The 18,317-nt window shown below is 74.2% G+C and carries 13 protein-coding genes; 3 read left to right on the top strand and 10 right to left on the bottom strand.

Translation table 11 applies throughout. The features are described from left to right. The first annotated feature begins 417 nt into the window (after nucleotides 1-417). Nucleotides 418-1,203, top strand: a complete 786-nt coding sequence (gene lexA / locus ABT092_RS14700) for a transcriptional repressor LexA (protein ID WP_351243621.1) — start codon at nucleotides 418-420, stop codon at nucleotides 1,201-1,203. 133 nt (nucleotides 1,204-1,336) lie between these two features. Here lexA and ABT092_RS14695 read toward each other — a convergent pair whose 3' ends face one another. The 5 genes from ABT092_RS14695 to ABT092_RS14675 all read right to left on the bottom strand — a co-directional run bounded on the left by ABT092_RS14695 (nucleotide 1,337) and on the right by ABT092_RS14675 (nucleotide 9,420). Next, complete coding sequence (locus tag ABT092_RS14695; RefSeq protein ID WP_351243619.1) at nucleotides 1,337-3,313, bottom strand: ATP-dependent DNA helicase; 1,977 nt, start codon at nucleotides 3,311-3,313, stop codon at nucleotides 1,337-1,339. A 68-nt stretch (nucleotides 3,314-3,381) separates the two neighbouring features. Continuing rightward, complete coding sequence (locus ABT092_RS14690) at nucleotides 3,382-5,214, bottom strand: IucA/IucC family protein (RefSeq protein ID WP_351243746.1); 1,833 nt, start codon at nucleotides 5,212-5,214, stop codon at nucleotides 3,382-3,384. Nucleotides 5,215-5,371: 157 nt separating this feature from the next. Next, a complete protein-coding gene (locus ABT092_RS14685) occupies nucleotides 5,372-6,094 on the bottom strand; it encodes a GNAT family N-acetyltransferase (protein WP_502968443.1) in 723 nt (240 codons plus the stop codon). Nucleotides 6,095-6,128: 34 nt separating this feature from the next. Continuing rightward, nucleotides 6,129-8,045, bottom strand: coding sequence for an IucA/IucC family protein (locus ABT092_RS14680; RefSeq protein ID WP_502968442.1), 1,917 nt, complete (start codon nucleotides 8,043-8,045; stop codon nucleotides 6,129-6,131). A gap of 142 nt (nucleotides 8,046-8,187) precedes the next feature. Continuing rightward, on the bottom strand, nucleotides 8,188-9,420 hold the full coding sequence (locus ABT092_RS14675; RefSeq protein WP_351243617.1) for an aminotransferase class III-fold pyridoxal phosphate-dependent enzyme: 1,233 nt from the start codon (nucleotides 9,418-9,420) through the stop codon (nucleotides 8,188-8,190). A gap of 372 nt (nucleotides 9,421-9,792) precedes the next feature. On the opposite strand from ABT092_RS14675, the gene ABT092_RS14670 reads away from it, so the two are divergent. After that, nucleotides 9,793-11,007, top strand: coding sequence for a trypsin-like serine peptidase (locus ABT092_RS14670; RefSeq protein WP_351243615.1), 1,215 nt, complete (start codon nucleotides 9,793-9,795; stop codon nucleotides 11,005-11,007). A gap of 79 nt (nucleotides 11,008-11,086) precedes the next feature. On the opposite strand, the gene hflX is transcribed toward ABT092_RS14670, so the two are convergent. The 4 genes from hflX to miaA form a co-directional block, all read right to left on the bottom strand. Further along, on the bottom strand, nucleotides 11,087-12,583 hold the full coding sequence (gene hflX, locus ABT092_RS14665; protein WP_351243613.1) for a GTPase HflX: 1,497 nt from the start codon (nucleotides 12,581-12,583) through the stop codon (nucleotides 11,087-11,089). Nucleotides 12,584-12,966: 383 nt separating this feature from the next. After that, a complete protein-coding gene (locus ABT092_RS14660) occupies nucleotides 12,967-15,102 on the bottom strand; it encodes a RelA/SpoT family protein (RefSeq protein ID WP_351243611.1) in 2,136 nt (711 codons plus the stop codon). 338 nt (nucleotides 15,103-15,440) lie between these two features. Beyond that, on the bottom strand, nucleotides 15,441-15,953 hold the full coding sequence (locus ABT092_RS14655) for a hypothetical protein (RefSeq protein WP_351243740.1): 513 nt from the start codon (nucleotides 15,951-15,953) through the stop codon (nucleotides 15,441-15,443). Nucleotides 15,954-16,060: 107 nt separating this feature from the next. Then, the gene (gene miaA, locus ABT092_RS14650) at nucleotides 16,061-16,999 is read right to left on the bottom strand and encodes a tRNA (adenosine(37)-N6)-dimethylallyltransferase MiaA (protein ID WP_351243609.1); all 939 of its coding nucleotides are present in this window, start codon (nucleotides 16,997-16,999) and stop codon (nucleotides 16,061-16,063) included. A gap of 180 nt (nucleotides 17,000-17,179) precedes the next feature. On the opposite strand from miaA, the gene ABT092_RS14645 reads away from it, so the two are divergent. After that, entirely contained in the window at nucleotides 17,180-17,458 is a 279-nt protein-coding gene (locus tag ABT092_RS14645) for a hypothetical protein (RefSeq protein WP_351243607.1), read from the top strand. 70 nt (nucleotides 17,459-17,528) lie between these two features. Here the strand turns inward: ABT092_RS14645 and ABT092_RS14640 are convergent, their stop codons facing one another. Beyond that, nucleotides 17,529-18,248, bottom strand: coding sequence for a class III extradiol dioxygenase subunit B-like domain-containing protein (locus ABT092_RS14640; RefSeq protein WP_351243605.1), 720 nt, complete (start codon nucleotides 18,246-18,248; stop codon nucleotides 17,529-17,531). Nucleotides 18,249-18,317 lie beyond the last annotated feature (69 nt).

The following is an 18,317-nucleotide window of genomic DNA, read 5'->3' as shown; positions in this document are numbered from 1 at the left end:
TCGCGTATTCGCAGGGAAACCGGGCGGACGGCGAGCGCAGGAGGGACGGCCAACGGGCGGGCCGTGCGGTGACCTTCGCACGCGGGGAAGGACCGCTGCGGGCAAGGTCGACTCCGGCGGCTCCGGGGGCCCTGCGGAGATCACGCACGGTGGCCGCGACCCGGGTGCACGCGCGCCCCCGGCTCCGCCGCGGACGCCCTCCCCGGACACCGTAGCCGCCGCCTCCGACCGGCCGGGAGGCGGGGCGCCGACCCCGCCACCTCGACGGACACGGGCACGTGACCGCCGGCCATACACCGGACCGTCTCCACACGCAGGACGCTCGCCGTTTTTTCACTCGAACGTGTGTTTGGCGCAACCTTTCGAAAGCAACTACCGTTGGCTAGCTAGGGAGAACGTCCGAGAGGGGCTGCCGACATGACCACGACCGCCGACAGTGTCACCATCACCGCCCACGACCGCGGCCAGAACCGTCTGGAGTCAGTGCACACCATGACAGACGCGGCCACGAACGGGGAGGGGCCCAAGGCCGCACGCTCCCTCCCCGGACGACCTCCCGGCATCCGGGCGGACAGCTCGGGACTCACCGACCGTCAGCGCCGGGTCATCGAGGTGATCAGGGACTCGGTCCAGCGGCGCGGCTATCCGCCGTCGATGCGGGAGATCGGTCAGGCCGTGGGCCTGTCCAGCACCTCCTCGGTGGCGCACCAGCTCATGGCCTTGGAGCGCAAGGGGTTCCTCCGCCGCGACCCCCACCGCCCCCGTGCGTACGAGGTACGCGGTTCCGACCAGCCCTCGACCCAGCCGACGGACACCGCGGGCAAGCCCGCCGCCTCCTACGTCCCGCTCGTCGGTCGGATCGCCGCCGGTGGCCCGATCCTGGCCGAGGAGTCCGTCGAGGACGTCTTCCCGCTCCCCCGGCAGCTGGTGGGCGACGGCGAACTGTTCGTGCTGAAGGTCGTCGGCGACTCCATGATCGAGGCGGCGATCTGCGACGGCGACTGGGTCACCGTGCGTCGTCAGCCCGTCGCCGAGAACGGCGACATCGTGGCGGCCATGCTGGACGGCGAGGCCACGGTCAAGCGCTTCAAGCGGGAGGACGGCCACGTCTGGCTGCTCCCCCACAACGCCGCGTACCAGCCGATCCCGGGCGATGAGGCGACCATCCTCGGCAAGGTCGTGGCGGTGCTCCGCCGCGTCTGATCCGCCGCCCACGGCAGGACCACGCCCCCTGGCCGGCCCCGGAACCTTCTGCGCCTGGTTCCGGGGTCGTTTCCTGCCCGCCGCCGATGAGTCCGGCGGCGGGGCCGTGGGACCACGCCCGTGGGGCGCGCGCTCAGTCCTGCTTCGCCGCCGCATCGATGGCGGCCAGGGACCGACGGACCTGGTTGCGGTCCGTCGTGGACCAGAAGTCCGGGAGCGAGGACTTCAGGTAGCTGCCGTAGCGGGCGGTGGCGAGCCGGGGATCGAGGACGGCCACCACCCCCCGGTCCTCCGAGGCACGGACCAGTCGACCGGCTCCCTGGGCCATCAGCAGGGCCGCGTGGGTCGCCGCCACCGCCATGAAGCCGTTGCCGCCCGCCTCCTCGACCGCCTTCTGCCGGGCGCTCATCAGCGGATCGTCCGGGCGCGGGAACGGGATCTTGTCCATGACGACGAGCTGGCAGCTGGGCCCCGGCACGTCGACCCCCTGCCACAACGACAGGGTGCCGAACAGACAGGTCTCCGGGTCGGCCGCGAAGTTCTTGATCAACTCGCCCAGCGTTTCCTCGCCCTGGAGCAGGATCGGGAACTCCGGGAGGCGCGAGCGCAGCTCCTCCGCGGCGTTCTGCGCCGCCCGCATCGAGGAGAAGAGCCCCAGGGTGCGTCCCCCGGCCGCCTGGATCAGCTCCGTCAGCTCGTCCAGCATGTCCAGCCGGTCGCCGTCCCGGGCGGGCCGGTTCAGGTGCTTGGCGACGTAGAGGATGCCCTGTCTGGGGTAGTCGAACGGGGAACCGACGTCCACGCCCTTCCAGACCGGTTGCTCCTCGTCCCCGGCGGCGGCCGTGCCCTCGGGAGCCAGGCCCAGGGAGGCACCCACCCCGTTGAAGTCGCCGCCCAGCTTGAGGGTGGCGGAGGTGAGGATCACCGAGCGCTCCACGAACAGCTTCTCCCGCAACAGCCCCGACACCGAGAGCGGCGCGACCCGCAGCGACGCCCCGAAACGGTCGTGGCGCTCGTACCACACGACGTCGTACTCCGAGCCCTGGGCGATGCGCTCGGCGACCGCGTGCACCGTCTCGACGGAGGCCTGCGCCTGCTTGCGCACCGCGTCCTCGTCGACGAGGGACTTGTCGCGCGTCGCGCCCAGCGCCACGATGACGTTCCGGGCGGCGTCGCGCAGCGCCATCAGGGCGTAGCCGAGGTCCTCCGGGACCTCTTCGAGACGGCCCGGCAGGGCCAGCTCCATCACGCGCTCGAAGCCCTCGGCGGCGGTCTGGAGCTGGTCGGCGACCTTCTCGTCCACCAGCTTGGCCGCCCGCCGCACCGCCCGGGTGACCTGCCCGGAGGTCAGCTCGCCGGTGGCGGCCCCGGTGACCCGGGAGACGAGTTCATGGGCCTCGTCGACGATCAGCACTTCGTGCGGGGGCAGCACCGGCGCGCCCTCGATGGCGTCGATGGCGAGCAGTGCGTGGTTGGTGACCACGACGTCCGCGAGCTTGGCCCGTTCGCGGGCCAGCTCCGCGAAGCACTCGGCACCGTAGGCGCACCGGGTGGCGCCCAGGCACTCCCGCGAGGACACCGACACCTGGGCCCAGGCCCGGTCGGAGACGCCGGGGGTGAGGCCGTCGCGGTCGCCGGTCTCGGTCTCGTCGGACCAGTCCCGCAGGCGCAGCAGGTCCTGGCCCAGCTTGCTGGACGGCGCAGCGGCCTCGAACTGGTCGAAGAGGCCCTCCTCCTCGTCCTGGGGCATCCCCTCGTGCAGCCGGTGCAGGCAGAGGTAGTTGGAACGGCCCTTCAGCATCGCGAACTCGGGTCGGCGGCGCAGCAGCGGATGCAGGGCGTCCACGGTGCGCGGCAGGTCGCGCTCCACCAGCTGGCGCTGGAGCGCGAGGGTCGCGGTGGCCACCACGACGCGCTCCCCGTGGGCGAGCGCCGGCACCAGGTAGCCGAGGGACTTTCCGGTGCCCGTGCCCGCCTGGACCAGGAGGTGGGAGCCGTCGTCGATGGCGTCGGCGGTCGCTTGGGCCATGGCCACCTGGCCGGGCCGCTCCGTACCGCCGACCGCGGACACGGCGGCGTGCAGGAGCTCGGGGAGAGAGGACTTGGTCATAGACCGTCCAGCGTAGTCCGTGGGTGTGACAGCGGGGGCCCGGACCGCGGGCGCGGGACACGGCGGGGTCACGGCTCGTACAGCGGGTTGGGGACGGTGCCGTGCACGGCGGCGTGGGGGCGTTCGGCCCGGTCCCGGTAGCCGTCGAGGTGCAGCCGGTTGCGGTTCAGGCAGAGCCGGGCGATCCGCGGGGTCAGCAGGTCGAAGGCCTCGTAGCGTTCCTTGAGCTCCGGGAACCGGGCGTGGTGCCGCAGCACCTCGGCGCGCACCAGGGCCCAGAAGTCCCGCTCGTCCACCCCGAGCTGCTGTTCGCACAGGGGTGCCAGGTACCGGAACACGCCGACGAACAGGCCGGAGTGGATGAACTGGGTGAGGAAGCCGGGGGGTTCGGTGAGCAGGACCTCGCGCACGTCGTCGGGCATCGAGGCGTGCTCGGGAAGGCGTTCGGAGCTGACGTTGACGTCGTCGACGAAGTCCTTCACGGCCAGTCGTACGGGTACGTCCCGCTCGTCGAAGAGCACGATGGTGTTCTCCCCGTGGGGGGAGAACACGGTTCCGTACCGGTAGAGGAAGCGCAGCAGGGGCGGCAGCAAGGCCGCGAAGAGGTGGCGCAGCCAGGTGCGCGGTGCCAGGCCGGAGCGGGCGACCAGTTCGGCGGTGAACGACCGCCCGGTGGGATCGACGTGGAGCAGGGCCGCGAGGGTGCGGGCCCGTTCCCCGGGCCCGAGGTGGCGGCTCAGGGGCTCCCGCCAGATGGCCCCCAGCAGTTCCTTGTACTGGTACGGCACCTCGCGCAGGGTGTCGTAGACGGGGTGTTCGACGGTGACCGAGGCGACCTCCCCGAGGAGGACGACGGCGCACTCGTCGCGCAGGAAGGGATCCGCGTCCCTGAGGCCGAGCATCCAGCGGGTGACCGAGGGGGCGGCGAGGGTGCGCTCGGTGGGCAGTCCGCGCCAGACGAGGGTGTTGAGGACGGAGAGCGGCAGCTTCACGGTGTGCCGGGCGGGGCGGCTGAGGTTGAGGAAGGTGCGGATCGACTGCTGGGGCAGGCGGACGTCGCCGTCCGGGGGCAGCGGCACGACACGGCCGGCCGCCACCGAGGGGCTGAACAGGGGGAGGACGACGTCGTCCCACTGCCAGGGGTGCACCGGCAGGTACAGGTAGGCGGCCGGGTCCAGGCCCCGGCCGCGCAGGACGGCGGCGAACGTCTCCCTGGTGTCGGGATCGAGCTCGACGGAGTAGAGGTCGTCCGGGGTGTCGAGGCCGCTCACCCCGCGGTAGGTGGCGAGGTCCCGGTGGACCGCGATCCAGGGCAGCGGACGGGCGGCCCGGGCCTCGGGTGCCCAGCGGGCCGTGTCGGCGGCGGAGAACCCGAGCCGCCCCTTGTTGAGCACCAGCCAGGGGTGGCCCGTCTGGTGTCCTTCGAGTTCGGCGTACGGGAGCGCGGCGAGCTCGGCGGCCGGGAGCGCGGTGTGGTCGAGGCGGGCGTCGGCGGCGAGCGTCGCGGTCAGCTCGCGGATCACGTGGCCCAGGGTCGCGCCGTCGATGCCGAGGGTCCGGCGGGCCCGGGCGAGGAACTCCAACGGGTCGCCGAACGGTCGGGGCCAGGCTCCGGCGTCGGTGAGGGTGATGGTGTCGGGGTCGACCCGCCAGCAGTCGTAGGCGTGCCGGCGGGCGTGGAAGGTGAGGTGGCTGGACGGGGAGTCGAGGACGAGGGTGTGGGGCAGCAGGTCGGCGGCCCGGTCGGACCGGGGGTCCCGCCCCTCGGCCGCGTCCGCGGTCGGCGGCGCACCGGGGTCGCCGACCGGGGGACACCCGGCGGCGTCCGCGGCCCCGGGACGCGGGGGGCCCGGCTGGGGCACCGGCCGGATGATCTCCTCGTAGGCGAACTCCGCGAGCATCTTGGCGAGCAGCCGGCGGCCGGCGCGGGCCCAGTTCTCGCTGGTCAGCTCGGCGGGGACGGGGGGCGCGGCGGAGGTGGCGTCGGTGGTGGGTCCGGCGGACGGGCTCGGCACGGGTACTCCTCGGGAGGGAACCGGTTCGGGTGGGACGGTGTGCTCAGGGTGCGGAGTCGTGCGGGTGGGCGGGGGGTCGTTCCCGGATCATCAGCGCGGCCCGCTTGTCGGGGAGGGCCACCTCGGCGGCGAGCCGGAAGCCGGCGCGGCGGAAGGCGGCGACGGAGGCGCGGTTGCGGAGGTCGGGCTCCGCGACGACCCGGGAGCAGGCGGGCCGGTGGCGGAGGATCAGGGTGGTCACGGTCCGCAGCAGGAGGGAGCCGAGGCCCCGCCCCCGGCGGGCGGCACCGGCGACGAGCAGGTGGACGCCGGTGTCGTGGGGGCGGGCGGGGTAGTGCCGGGCGAGCGGGTCGAGGTCGGCCCGGTAGACCTCCCAGTAGCTCACGGGCGTGTCGTCGAGCAGGCCGAGGCAGGGGACGCTGTGCCCGTCGCCGTCGTGGAGCTGCTGGCCGAGGTGGCGGGCGGTGACGGCGGGGGGTCCGTCGAGTTCCCAGAAGGCGGCCACCTCGGGGTCGTTCATCCAGCCGGCGACCAGCGCCAGGTCACCGGGGAGCACGACCGGCCGCAGCCGGAAGGTGCCCGCGGACGTGGCGAGGGGGTGCCAGCCGGGGGGAGCGTCGAGACCGTCCAACGGGTCCTGCTCGGCACCGTGCCCCCCTCCCCCGGGCCGGGGCGCACGGTGCGCGGGCGGTGCGGCCCGGTCCTGCCCGGGGGGCAGGGGGCCGGTCCGGCCGCCGGGTCCGTCGCCGGTGGGGGTGGGGGGCACGGAGGCGTCCTCTCGGGGCGGGTCGGGGCGTTCCTCAGGGATGGAGCGGATTGGCGATGGTGACGTAGACGGATTGGGTGTCCACCGGGCCGACGAGCTCGTCGAGTCCGTGGAGCCGGGTCAGCAGGTTGGCCTTGCAGCGCAGGGTCGGGGTGTCCAGGAGCAGGGCGGGCAGGGTCGAGCCCGACCGGTCGGGCCCGGTGGCGGCCCCGTCCAGGAAGCCGCGGAGCACGTCGAGGAGGGTCCGCTCCTCGGCGAGCCGCTGCGCGCCGAAGGCGCCGATCAGTCCGAAGACGTTGTTGATGGCGAGGTAGTAGGCGAAGCGCTCGTCGGTGACCTCGTCGGAGACGAAGGTGTCGCTGTGCTCGCCGATGCCGGGGAGCCTGCGGTCGAGGGCCTCGCGGTGGGACTCCCGGAAGTAGTAGCCCTGGTTGTCCCGGTAGCGTCCGCCGACCGGCCAGCCGTCGCCGTCGAGGAGGAGCACGGTGTTCTGCTGGTGGGCCTCCAGGGCCACCCCGGCCACGCCGTCGAGCCAGAGCAGGGGGCGGACCACCTGGTGCAGGTAGCGCCGGAACCACTCGGCGGCGATCGCGCCGCGGGGGCGGCCGGTGCGGCCGGCGAGTCGGGTGATGACCTCGGAGAGCCGTGAGCGCATGGGGGTCGGGGCCGGGTGGGTGGCGTCGGGGAGGTCGGCGGAGGACCGGCGGCCCGCGGTGGGCCGGGGCGAGACCAGGCCGGCCACGCACAGGGCGTCGGCGTGTTCGGTGAAGGGGTTGTGCCGGATCATCACGTCCAGCCCCGGCACCGGCTCCCCGTCGGTGCCGGTGACGGCGAGCCAGGCGGGGTCGCGCACCACGTCGAAGCCGGGGTGGGCGGCCCGCCACTGGTCGGCGAGGCCGGTGCCCAGCAGCCGGTGCACCTCCACTCCGCGGTGGAGTTCCTTGCGGAGGTTCTCCCGGCGGGAGTTGGTGATCCGCAGGCCGAGGGACAGCTTGAGCATGGCGGGTGCGCCGGGGCGGTACAGGGTGCGCACCGAGGAGGTGGGGTACCAGTGCGGGCCGTGGGCGCCGAGGTCGCGCAGCAGACCGGTGTCGAACAGGTCGCGGGTGTCGGCGCGGAGCGCGAGTTCGCGCATCTGCCAGGGGTGCAGGGGCAGCACCGCGTACCCCTCGGGCAAGGGCAGGGGGGTGCCGGCGAGCCGGCTGGTGAGGTGGGTCGCCGGCACGGTCCGACCGCACTCCGTCCAGGCGGAGTCGCCGACGAGGACGGCGGGCGCCACGGCGAGCCAGTGCAGCGGGAAGGAGCCGCGCAACTCCGGTGAGTAGCGGGCGGATTCGGCGTCGGAGAGTCCTTCCCGGCTCTTGGGTGTGGGGTGCAGGGGGTGTCCCAGCACGAGCGCCTGCTCGCCGGCGAGGAAGGCGTCGTCCGACTCCTCGGGGTGGCGCCGCCGTCGGGTGAGGAAGGCGGCCGTGCGACGGGCCGAGTCGGCCACCCGACCGACGAGGTCACCGCCGTCGTCCCGGGCGCCGGACTCCCGGCCCAGCAAGGCGGCCAGGGTGACCGCGTCGATCGGCGGAGCGGTGTCGGGGGCGCCCTCCAGGTAGGGCGGGCCGAAGCGGTGCCATCCGGTGACGGACCAGTACTGCACCGGGACCAGCACGGTGGTGGTGCTGGCGGGCAAGTGTAGGCGCAGGATGCCGTGCTCGGGGGCGGTCAGGTCCTTCTCCCGGACCCAGCAGCGCAGGAGGTTCTCCACGGCCGCGGCCTGGGCGGCGGTGCGCGGGTCGGGGTGGTCCAGGAGGTCGACGGTGGCGCCGCGCAGTCGCTCCGCGTCGCGGCTTCCTCCCGTCTGCCGGGGTACCGTACCGGGCTCCGTCTCCCGCGGGGACGGCGCGCGCAGTCCTCGGGTCGGGGGGTGGGGACGGCGGTCGGGTGCGGGGGTGGCGTTCAACGGGGCTTCCTCGGGGGGTCGTTCGACCCGCGGGGTGCGGGTCCGGTCGTTCGGTGCCGGGTCGTTCCGGTCGGCTCCGGATGCGGTTGCCGTGGTCGGGGGCGCTGGGGTCCTCGGGGGCGGGCCCGGTGGGCCGGCCCCCTCATGGCCCTGGTCGGCGGGCGGTGGTGGTGGCGAGGGCGTCGGCGAGCCGGTCGAGGACCGCGGTCGCCTGTTCGTCGGTGAGGGTGAGCGGGGGCAGCAGGCGCAGCACGCCGGAGTCCGGACCGCCGCGTCCCAGGATGAGGCCCCGTTGCAGACAGGCGCGTTGGACGGCGGCGGCGAGCGCGGGGGCGCGGGACGGCCCGACGGTCCCGGCGGGTGCCGGGGTCTCGGGGTCCACCAACTCCACCCCGATCAGCAGGCCGCGGCCGCGGACCTCGCCGATGTGGGGGTGCTCGGCGGCCAGCTCCCGGAGTCGGTCGAGCATGTGGGCTCCGAGCCGCCCGGCACGGGCGGCGAGGCCGTGTTCGTGGACGTGGGCGAGCGTGGCGGCACCGGCCGCCCTCGCGAGTCGGTTGCCGCGGAAGACCTCGGTGGCGGCACCGCCGGGCCCGGGGTCCAGCGCCGTGCGGTGGACGAGGACGGCGAGCGGGAGACTGCCGCCGACGGACCGGGCCAGGACCATGATGTCCGGGGTCACGCCGCTGTGTTCGACGGCCCAGAAGGTCCCGGTGCGCCCGACCCCGGTCCGGGTCTCGTCGACGATCAGCGGGATGCCCCGGGCGGCGGTGACCTCCCGGGTGCGGCGCAACAGGTCGTCGGGGACCGGGAGCACGGTGTCGCCCCGGACGGGTTCGAGGAGCACGGCGGCGGGGTGGGGGGCGTCCGGTCCGGGATCGTCGTGGAAGGGTTCGGTACGGACCGCGGACGGTGCGGTGCGGCCGGCGCCGTCCACCAGGAGTCCGTCCCGGCCGGTGGCGGCACGGGCGAGGGCGAGTGCCTCCTGGACGGCGCGGGTGCCGGTCGGGCCGCAGAACCGGATCCGTGAGCACCCGACGAGCCCGGGGGGCAGGGTCCGGCGGAGCACGGCGACGAAGGGGTCCCCCGCCGGGGGGTCCGGCTCGGGCGAGGGGCCCACGGAGTCGAGCGCCCGGCGGACGGCCTCCAGCACCACGGGGTGGTTGTGGCCCAGGGGGAGCGTGCCGGCTCCGGAGAGGCAGTCGAGGTAGCGGCGGCCGTCCGGGCCTTCGACGGTGAGTCCACGGGCGCGCACCGGCACGATGGGCAGGGCGCGGGCGTAGGTGCGGGCCGCCGGTTCCCGTACCGGCTGCCGGCGGAGGGTTCCTTCGTGAGCGGTGGTCACCGCCGAGGGCGCCGGCTCGGTCACGGCCACGACTGGGTTTCCTCCCGCGGATAGGGGCGCGCGTGCCGGCCCGGGACGGGGACGGCACGGGGGGATCGCCGCCCGCGGCGGACCCCCCGTTCGTACCAACGACGGGACTCGCCCGGGATCACGGGGCAATCCCAAGATCCTTGCCGTGACGGAACCGTTGCCGTTCCGTCAGCCCGCGCGTACGGCGCCGCCATACTGTGGGGGAGCCGTACGGCCGGAACGGGCCTGGTGGGGGCGGTACATGGGGGTGCCCGTCGAAGGATTCCACCGGTTCCGCCGGTTTTCGGGGGGCTTGGCCTTCCCTCTGCCGGTCCGTCCCGTTCGGTCGGACCCGGCTCGTCCTCCGTCGTCCCGAACCAGGGGAGTCACACCATGCGATCCATACGCCCGCTCTTCACCGCGCACCGTGGAGGGGGCGCGCGCCGCAGGCGACCGGTGACGGTCGCGGTCGCGCTGGGCGCGGCGCTCGCGCTCACCGCGACGGCGTGCGGCAACGGGGACGACGGCGCGGGTGAGCCGACGGCGCAGGCGAGCGCGGCGGGTGACGGCAAGATCCAGATACCCGACGACATCAAGAACCGCCTCAAGGACCACGGCATCGACCTGGACAAGTGGCGCAACGGCGAGTGGAAGAACTGGGACCAGGACACCTGGCTGCGGGAGGCTCAGGACTTCGTCAACCCGATCATCGACGGGCTGTGGGACGAGGACCGGATGCGGGAGGCCGAGCAGCCCGACCAGGGGGTCGACGAGGGGGACATCGCGGATGACCAGGGGGTGACCGACCCGACGCCGGCGAAGGTGGCGGCCAAGCCGGTGAGCGCCCCGTACCAGTCCAGCGCGGCCGAGGCGGGCAAGGTCTTCTTCGACGGCCCGAGCGGTTCGATGGTCTGCTCCGCGACGGTGGTCGAGGACCCGGCGAACCCCGGCAAGTCGAACCTGGTCTGGACGGCCGGGCACTGCGTGCACGCGGGCAAGGAGGGCGGCTGGTACCGGAACATCGCGTTCGTGCCGTCCTACAACGGTGCGGGCAAGTCGGCCGCGGAGTTGGAGAACGCGACCCGCGAGGACGTGGCTCCGCTCGGGGTGTGGTGGTCCAACTGGGCGCAGACCTCCACCCAGTGGATCGAGCAGGGCGGTCCGACCGGCGGCGACGGCGCCCCCTACGACTTCGCGGTGCTGCACGTGACCCCGGAGGGCGGCGGCGGGAAGTCCCTGGAGGAGACGGTGGGTGCGGCGCTTCCGGTCGACTTCGACGCTCCGGCGATGGCGGAGATCGAGAGCATCACGGCGACCGGGTACCCGGCGGCGGCGCCCTTCGACGGGCAGCGGATGTTCCAGTGCCCCGACGAGCCGGGCCGACTGTCCCTGGCGGCCGATGCCCCGACGATGTACCGCATCGGCTGCACGATGACCAGCGGTTCGTCCGGGGGCGGCTGGGTCGCCCGGGGATCGGACGGCGAGCCCGCGCTGGTCTCGAACACCTCGATCGGCCCGGTGACGGCCGGCTGGCTGGCCGGACCTCACCTGGGTGCCGAGGCGAAGGGCATCTACGACGCGGTGAGCAAGAAGTTCGCCGGGCAGTGACCGGCGGCTGAACGCCGTCGGGCTCCCGTTCCCCGGGCGGGGAGCGGGAGCCCGGTGCGCACGGGCCGCTGGGCGACCGTCAGACGGAACTCGCGGCGGGTGCGAACGGCGCCAGTTCGGCGGCGAGTTCCTGGTGCACCCGGACCTTGATCAGGGTGCCCTCCGCGGTGTGCTCCTCGGAGTCCACCTCGCCCTCGGCGTGGGCGCGGGCGACGAGCCTGCCGTGGGTGTACGGCACGAGCGCCTCGACCGCCACCTCGGGCCGCGGCAGTTCGGAGTCGATCAGGGCCAGCAGTTCCGCCATGCCCTCGCCGGTCCGGGCGGACACGGCGATCGAGTGCTTCTCGATCCGCAGCAGCCGTTGGAGGACCAGCGGGTCCGCGGCGTCGGCCTTGTTGATCACCACGATCTCGGGCACTCCGGTGGCGCCCACGTCCCGGATGACCTCCCGCACGGCGGCCAGCTGCTCTTCCGGTGCGGGGTGGGAGCCGTCCACGACGTGCAGGATGAGGTCGGAGTCGCCGACCTCCTCCATGGTGGAGCGGAACGCCTCGACCAGGTGGTGGGGCAGGTGGCGGACGAAACCCACGGTGTCGGCGAGGGTGTAGACGCGTCCGCCCGGAGTCTCGGCCCGGCGCACGGTCGGGTCGAGGGTGGCGAAGAGGGAGTTCTCCACCAGGACGCCGGCCCCGGTCAAGCGGTTGAGCAGGGAGGACTTGCCGGCGTTGGTGTAGCCGGCGATGGCGACCGAGGGCACCTTGTTGCGGCGGCGTTCCTGGCGCTTGATCTCGCGGCCGGTCTTCATCTCCGCGATCTCCCGGCGCATCTTCGCCATCTTCTCGCGGATGCGGCGCCGGTCCGTCTCGATCTTGGTCTCACCGGGACCGCGGGTGGCGAGGCCGCCGCCCTTGCCGCCGCCCATCTGACGGGAGAGCGACTGGCCCCAGCCGCGCAGCCGGGGCAGCATGTACTGCATCTGTGCGAGCGCCACCTGCGCCTTGCCCTCGCGGGACTTGGCGTGCTGGGCGAAGATGTCGAGGATCAGCGCCGTGCGGTCGATGACCTTGACCTTGACGACGTCCTCCAGGTGGATGAGCTGCCCCGGGGAGAGCTCGCCGTCGCAGATCACGGTGTCGGCGCCCGATTCGACCACCAGGTCCAGCAGCTCTCGGGCCTTGCCGGAACCGATGTACGTGGCGGCGTCGGGCTTGTCGCGGCGCTGGATCACGCCGTCCAGCACCTGGGCGCCCGCGGTCTCGGCCAGGGCGGCGAGTTCCGCGAGGGAGTTCTCCGCGTCCCGGGCCGTGCCCGTGGTCCAGACGCCGACGAGGACCACCCGCTCCAGGCGGAGCTGCCGGTACTCGACCTCGGTCACGTCTTCGAGTTCGGTGGACAGACCCGCCACCCGGCGCAGTGCGGCCCGCTCCGAGCGGTCGAACTGGTCACCGTCCCGGGCGCCGTCGATCTCGTGGCTCCAGGCGACGTCCTCTTCCATCAGGGCATCGGCCCGAAGACCTTCAGTGCTGTTCAGCGGGAGACTCTGCGTGTCCTGGGAAGGGGAAGAAGAGGAGGTCATTGGATCCTAACGTCGATGGGAGCGGTACCGGGGTCGGGAGCACCGGCCCCCGCCCGGGCGGCGGGCGGCACCCGTCGCCCCTCTTCCTGTGAACGTGCGGGAGCGCCCGAGGATTCCCGGGCGACCGCGGGCCCGGAGCCCCCGGCCGGTGCGGTGCCGACCGGACGATGGTCGCACGGCACGGGGCGTCTCGTCACCGTGGTTTTCCCCGGGGTGCCGGGGAACCGCCGGGGCCGGGGCGACGGGGTCCCGGCCCTTGGAGCCCGGGGCGGGCGGCGGGCTGGCACGGGAGTACGGCTATCAGCCACCGCCGCCGGAACGGCGGCGGCTCGCTCGGACCCCACCCGACCGGCCCGGCCGGTGTCGCCCGTTCCGGGCCCGGGTCAGGACGGGGCCGGCCGGGTCCGGCTGACGTCGTAGACCCCGGCGACGTTGCGCATGGCCTTGATCAGGGCGGGCAGCCGGGCCGCGTCGGGCAGGTGGAGGGTGTAGGTGTGGCGGACCTGTTGCCGGGCCGGGGGCTCGACGGTGGCGGAGACGATGGCGACGCCCTCCTGCGCGATGGCCTCCGTGAGGTCGGCGAGCAGGTGGGGGCGGCCGAAGGACTCGGCGACCAGGGTGACGCGGTACTCGGCGGTGTCCCCCCAGCGCACGCCGACCTCGGGCCGTCCGACGTCCTTCATCCGGGTGACCGCGGGGCAGGCGACGCGGTGCACGGTGACCACTCCCCCACGGACCGCGAAGGCCGTGATCCCGTCGGGGGGCACGGGGGTGCAACAGCCCGCGAGCCGTACCGAGGCGCCCGGCAGGTCGACGACGGCGCCGGCGCCGTCCGGGCGGGCCGAGGGGCTGGGCTGGACGGCCCGGGGAGCGGTCTCGGGCGCGTCCGCGGCCTCGGGGTGATCGGCCAGCCAGCGTCCGATCGCGATGCGCGTGCCGGGTGCCACGGCGTGGTCGAGCCACTCCGGGGAGGCGCCGGCGGTCGGGTCCTGGCTCAGCAGGGGCTGCACGGTGTCCCCGTCGCGCAGGACGGTGCCGAGCGCGGCGAGGCGTCCGTTGACCCGGGCGCCGATGCAGGCGTGGGCCTCCTCGCCGTACTGCGCGTACGCGGCGTCCACACAGGTCGCGCCGACGGGCAGGCCCAGGGTGTGGCCGTCGGTGCGGAAGACGGTGATCTCCCGGTCCTGAGCCAGGTCCTCGCGCAGGGCGGACCAGAAGGTGTCCGGGTCGGGTGCGGACCGTTGCCACTCCAGGAGGCGGGAGAGCCAGCCCGGGCGGGTCGGGTCGGCGCGTTCGCCGTCGCCGGTCGCGGTCTGCGGATCGGCACCGGCCCCCGGGGGCACCGGGCCCTCGTCGGCGCCGGTCACGTAGGGGTTGCCGAGGGCGACGACGCCCGCCTGCGCGGTGCGGTGCATCTGGTGCGTGCGGACGAGGACCTCGACGACCTCGCCGTCCCGGCGGGCCACCGCGGTGTGCAGGGACTGGTAGAGGTTGAACTTGGGGACCGCGATGAAGTCCTTGAACTCCGAGACGACCGGGGTGAAGCAGGTGTGCAGTTCCCCGAGGACCGCGTAGCAGTCGGCGTCCTCGCCGACGAGGACCAGCAGCCGGCCGAAGTCGGCGCCCCGCAGTTCGCCGCGTTTGCGGTGCACCCGGTGGACCGAGAGCAGGTGCCGCGGCCGGATCTGGACCTCGACCGGGATGCCCGCCTCGCGCAGCACGGCGCGCACCTCGTCGGCGGTCTCGGCCAGGGGGTCCTCGGCGCGGGCGGCGTTCTCGCCGACCAGGCTCCTGGTGCGGGCGCACTCCTCGGGGTGGAGGATGGCGAACACCAGGTCCTCCAGCTCGGTCTTGAGCGTCTGGACGCCCAGTCGCTCGGCGAGGGGGATGAGGACGTCCCGGGTGACCTTGGCGATCCGCACCTGTTTCTCGGGGCGCATGACCCCCAGGGTGCGCATGTTGTGGAGCCGGTCGGCGAGCTTGATGGACATCACCCGGACGTCGTTGCCGGTGGCCACGAGCATCTTGCGGAAGGTCTCGGGTTCGGCCGCCGCACCGTAGTCGACCTTCTCCAGTTTGGTGACGCCGTCGACGATGAAGCACACCTCCTCCCCGAACTCGGTGCGCACCTGATCGAGGGTCACCTCGGTGTCCTCGACGGTGTCGTGGAGCAGGGAGGCCGTCAAGGTGGTGGTCTCGGCGCCGAGTTCGGCGAGGATCAGGGTGACCGCGAGGGGGTGGGTGATGTAGGGCTCGCCGCTCTTGCGCATCTGGCCGCGGTGCGAGGACTCGGCGAGGAGGTACGCCCGGCGCAGCGGATCGAGGTCGGCGTCCGGGTGGTGGGCGCGGTGCGCGTCGACGACGTGGCCGATGGCGTCCGGCAGTCCGTCCCGGGCGGTCGCTCCCCACACCGCCGCCCGACCCCACCGGCGTAGGTCCAGACCGGGACGACCGCGCCTGCGGTGCGCCTTGGGCGTGAGGGGAAAGGGGGTCGCAGGGTTTGTGGCCTCCGCGCTCATGGGCACCTCCGGCTGCGTCGACCGGCGGTGCGGAGCGGTCGCCTCCAGTCGTCACTGCTGGAGGTGTGCGGGTGGTCTCCCGTCCGGGCCGGTGCTTGATGCTACCGAGCCCACGACGCGCCCATGGCCCGCTCCCGTCGAGCGTGAAACGGATCACCCATTCGAGGGAAGCGCCGGGCGGGGCGGTTGCGTCGGCCCGATCCCCGTCCACCATCTCCGACCTGCGAAGGAGCCGTTCGGGTGAACATCGCGGGGGTGCGGGGGGTGTTGACGGGTCGTTCAGTGACCGGAGCCGCCCTCGGCCCCGGGGCTCCCCCGGGGGCCTCCGTGCGGGCGTTTCAGCGCAGTCGTGCGACCCGCCACACCGCGAGGACCACCACCACGCCCACCACCAGCGCGTAGAGGGCCGCGACCCGCCAGTCGACGCGCCGGCCGGAGCCGCGCTGCGGCAGTCCGGGCCAGGTGTGGCCCACCCGACGGGCGGCCATCATGCCCCAGCCCGCGGCGCAGGAGCAGATCAGCACTCCGAGCATGGCGACGACGGCTCCGCCGTCGCCGAACTCGAAGGCGAGGGGGAAGGCGAACATCAGCGAGCCGAGCGCACCGAGCCCCACCACGGGCGCCAGCTGCCACCAGCCCAGTTTGCGCCGGGGGCGCAGCTCGACCTCGTCCACCTCGGCCGCGTCCTCGGGGGCGGGGCCGTCCCCGGAGAGCGTTCCGGGGGCTTCGTCCGGACCGTCCGGGGTGAGTCCCTCGGGGGTCGGGGCGGGCACCCGGGGCAGCGGGGTCGGTCGGGGAACGGGCTCGTGCTGTTCCTCCGGCGCGGCGTCACGTCGAGGGCCGGCCTCCATCGCCACGCGCCCTCCCACTCCGGACTCCACTGGTCGATCGTCGCTCGATGATGGCACGGCGCAGTGGGCCGCGATGACGGGCGGGGCGTCCCGATGCCATCACGTGATCAGGCTGTGACCGGTCGTTCGAGCAACGCCAGCGCGCGCTCCGGGAGTTCCCCGTGGTCCTGCCGGGTACCGCTGAGCCAGTGCACCCGCGGGTCACGGCGGAACCAGGAGTCCTGACGGCGCGCGAAGCGCTTGGTGGCGCGCACGGTCTCGTCCCGCGCCTCCCGCTCGTCGCACCGCCCCGCCAGGGCGTCCAGGACCTGCTGGTAGCCGAGTGCGCGGGAGGCGGTGAGTCCGTCCCGCAGCCCTCGGGCCTCCAGCGCCCGCACCTCGTCCACCAGGCCCGCGTCCCACATGCGGTCCACCCGGGTGGCGATGCGTTCGTCCAGCTCGGGGCGGGGCACGTCCACGCCGATCTGCACCGTGTCGTACACGGAGTCGGGGCCGGGCAGGTTGGCGGTGAAGGGCTTGCCGGTGATCTCGATCACTTCGAGGGCGCGCACGATGCGACGGCCGTTGCTGGGCAGGATGGCGCGACCGGCCTCCGGGTCGGCCGCGGCGAGCCGGGCGTGCAGGGCACCGGGGCCGCGCAGCGCGAGTTCCTCCTCCAGGCGGGCCCGCACCCGGGGGTCGGTGCCGGGGAACTCCAGGTGGTCGATGGCCCCGCGCACGTACAGACCGCTGCCGCCGACGAGGATCGGCCAGCGTCCGGCGGCGAGGAGCCGGTCGATCTCGGCACGGGCCAGGCGCTGGTAGTCGGCGACGTTGGCGGTCACCGTGACGTCCCAGACGTCCAGCAGGTGGTGCGGGACGCCGCCGCGCTCCCGGGGCGTCAACTTTGCGGTGCCGATGTCCATCCCGCGGTAGAGCTGCATCGAGTCGGCGTTGACGACCTCGCCGCCGAGCTGCTGGGCGAGGAAGACGCCCAGATCGGACTTTCCGGCGGCGGTCGGCCCGACGACGGCGATGACCCGGGGTGCGGGGGGTGCGGTGCTCACCCCACCAGTCTCGCAAACCTCCCGGCGCTTCCCGAACGAGTTACGTGACGGGGCGCGCACGGGGTCGTTGCCTGTTGCGAGGTTCCGTCGCCGGTGATCGAGAACGGGGAACCGGGTGACGCAATGAGGCACCCCGGACGGCGAGGGATTTCACCCGAACAAGTAGGGTTTGGAGCACTCATGAGCGTTTTCACGCGGTTCTTCCGTAGGGCGAAGGGGCAGGACGGGGCTCCCGCGGCGGACCCGGCCCCCGCGGCTCCGGCAGCGGAGGCCGGGGACCAGCCGGTCGGGACCACCACCGAGGACGTTCCCGCCGGCGAGCGTCAGCCCGGATCCCCCGACGCCGCCGGAGCCGGAACGGCGTCCGCCCCCGAGTCCGGCGCCCCCGTGGAGATCCCCCAGCAGCAGTCCGCGGGGCGGGCCGCCGACAACGAGGCGGGCGAGGGCGCCCGCGCATAGGCCCCGTCGTCGCCCGGCGGACGCCGGTGCGACGCCGCCGGGCCCGGACGATCCGGGCCCGGCGGGCCCGTCAGTTCCAGAGCGCCACGAAGTAGCCCACCCCGTAGGGCGCCGCGTCGTACAGCAGCCGGCCGGTGAGGTCGCGCCCCTCCGCCGCCCCGTCGAGCACCTGCCAGGGCGAACGTCCCGAGACCATCAGCTCCCGGGCGAGGTCGGCGTCCAACCAGGGCAGGAACGCCTCGTCGTCGGCACGGGCCAGGGCGCGCGCGAGGTCGGCGTCCACCGCGGGGGCCCGCTCGTCCAGGTAGCCAGGTGCCTTCAGGTCGCGGCGCGCACTGCCCTCGCCCAGTACCAACAACCCCACCCGCTCGCCCGACTCCGCGGCCCGGGCCCCGTCCGCGCGGTTGTCCGCCCAGTCCCGGTCTGCGCCCGCGCTCAGCCCGCGCACCGGCCCCGTCCACCCGGCCCGGTCCAGCAGCCAGGCGCCGATCGCCAGGGGCAGGGGCAACGGGGGGCCCTCGGCGGGGGGCTCCGACCCGGGTCGGCCCAACCGCACGTCGAGCGGGACGCCGAGGCCGCGGAAGGTGCCGGGCACGCCCTGCGCGTGGGCGGTGGCCCCGGTGCCGGGCCCCGGGCCGACGACCACGATCAGCTCGGGGCGCGCCGCGAGCACCCCGCGCAGCGCCTCGTCGCACGCCGTGCGCAACCCGTCGAGTTCGGGTGCGGCGCCCGCGGCGACCTCGGGGACCAGCAGGGGCGGGCAGGGGCACAGGGCTGCGGCGACAAGCATGATCGGCAGCGTAGCCCGGCACCGGGACGCTTCCCAGCCCGCCCGGTGCGACCGGGCGGGCCGAGGGAC

This window comes from Streptomyces sp. NPDC002490, from assembly GCF_040296045.1.
Classification (GTDB): Bacteria; Actinomycetota; Actinomycetes; order Streptomycetales; family Streptomycetaceae; genus Streptomyces.
This window is presented reverse-complemented; position numbering and strand designations above follow the sequence as displayed.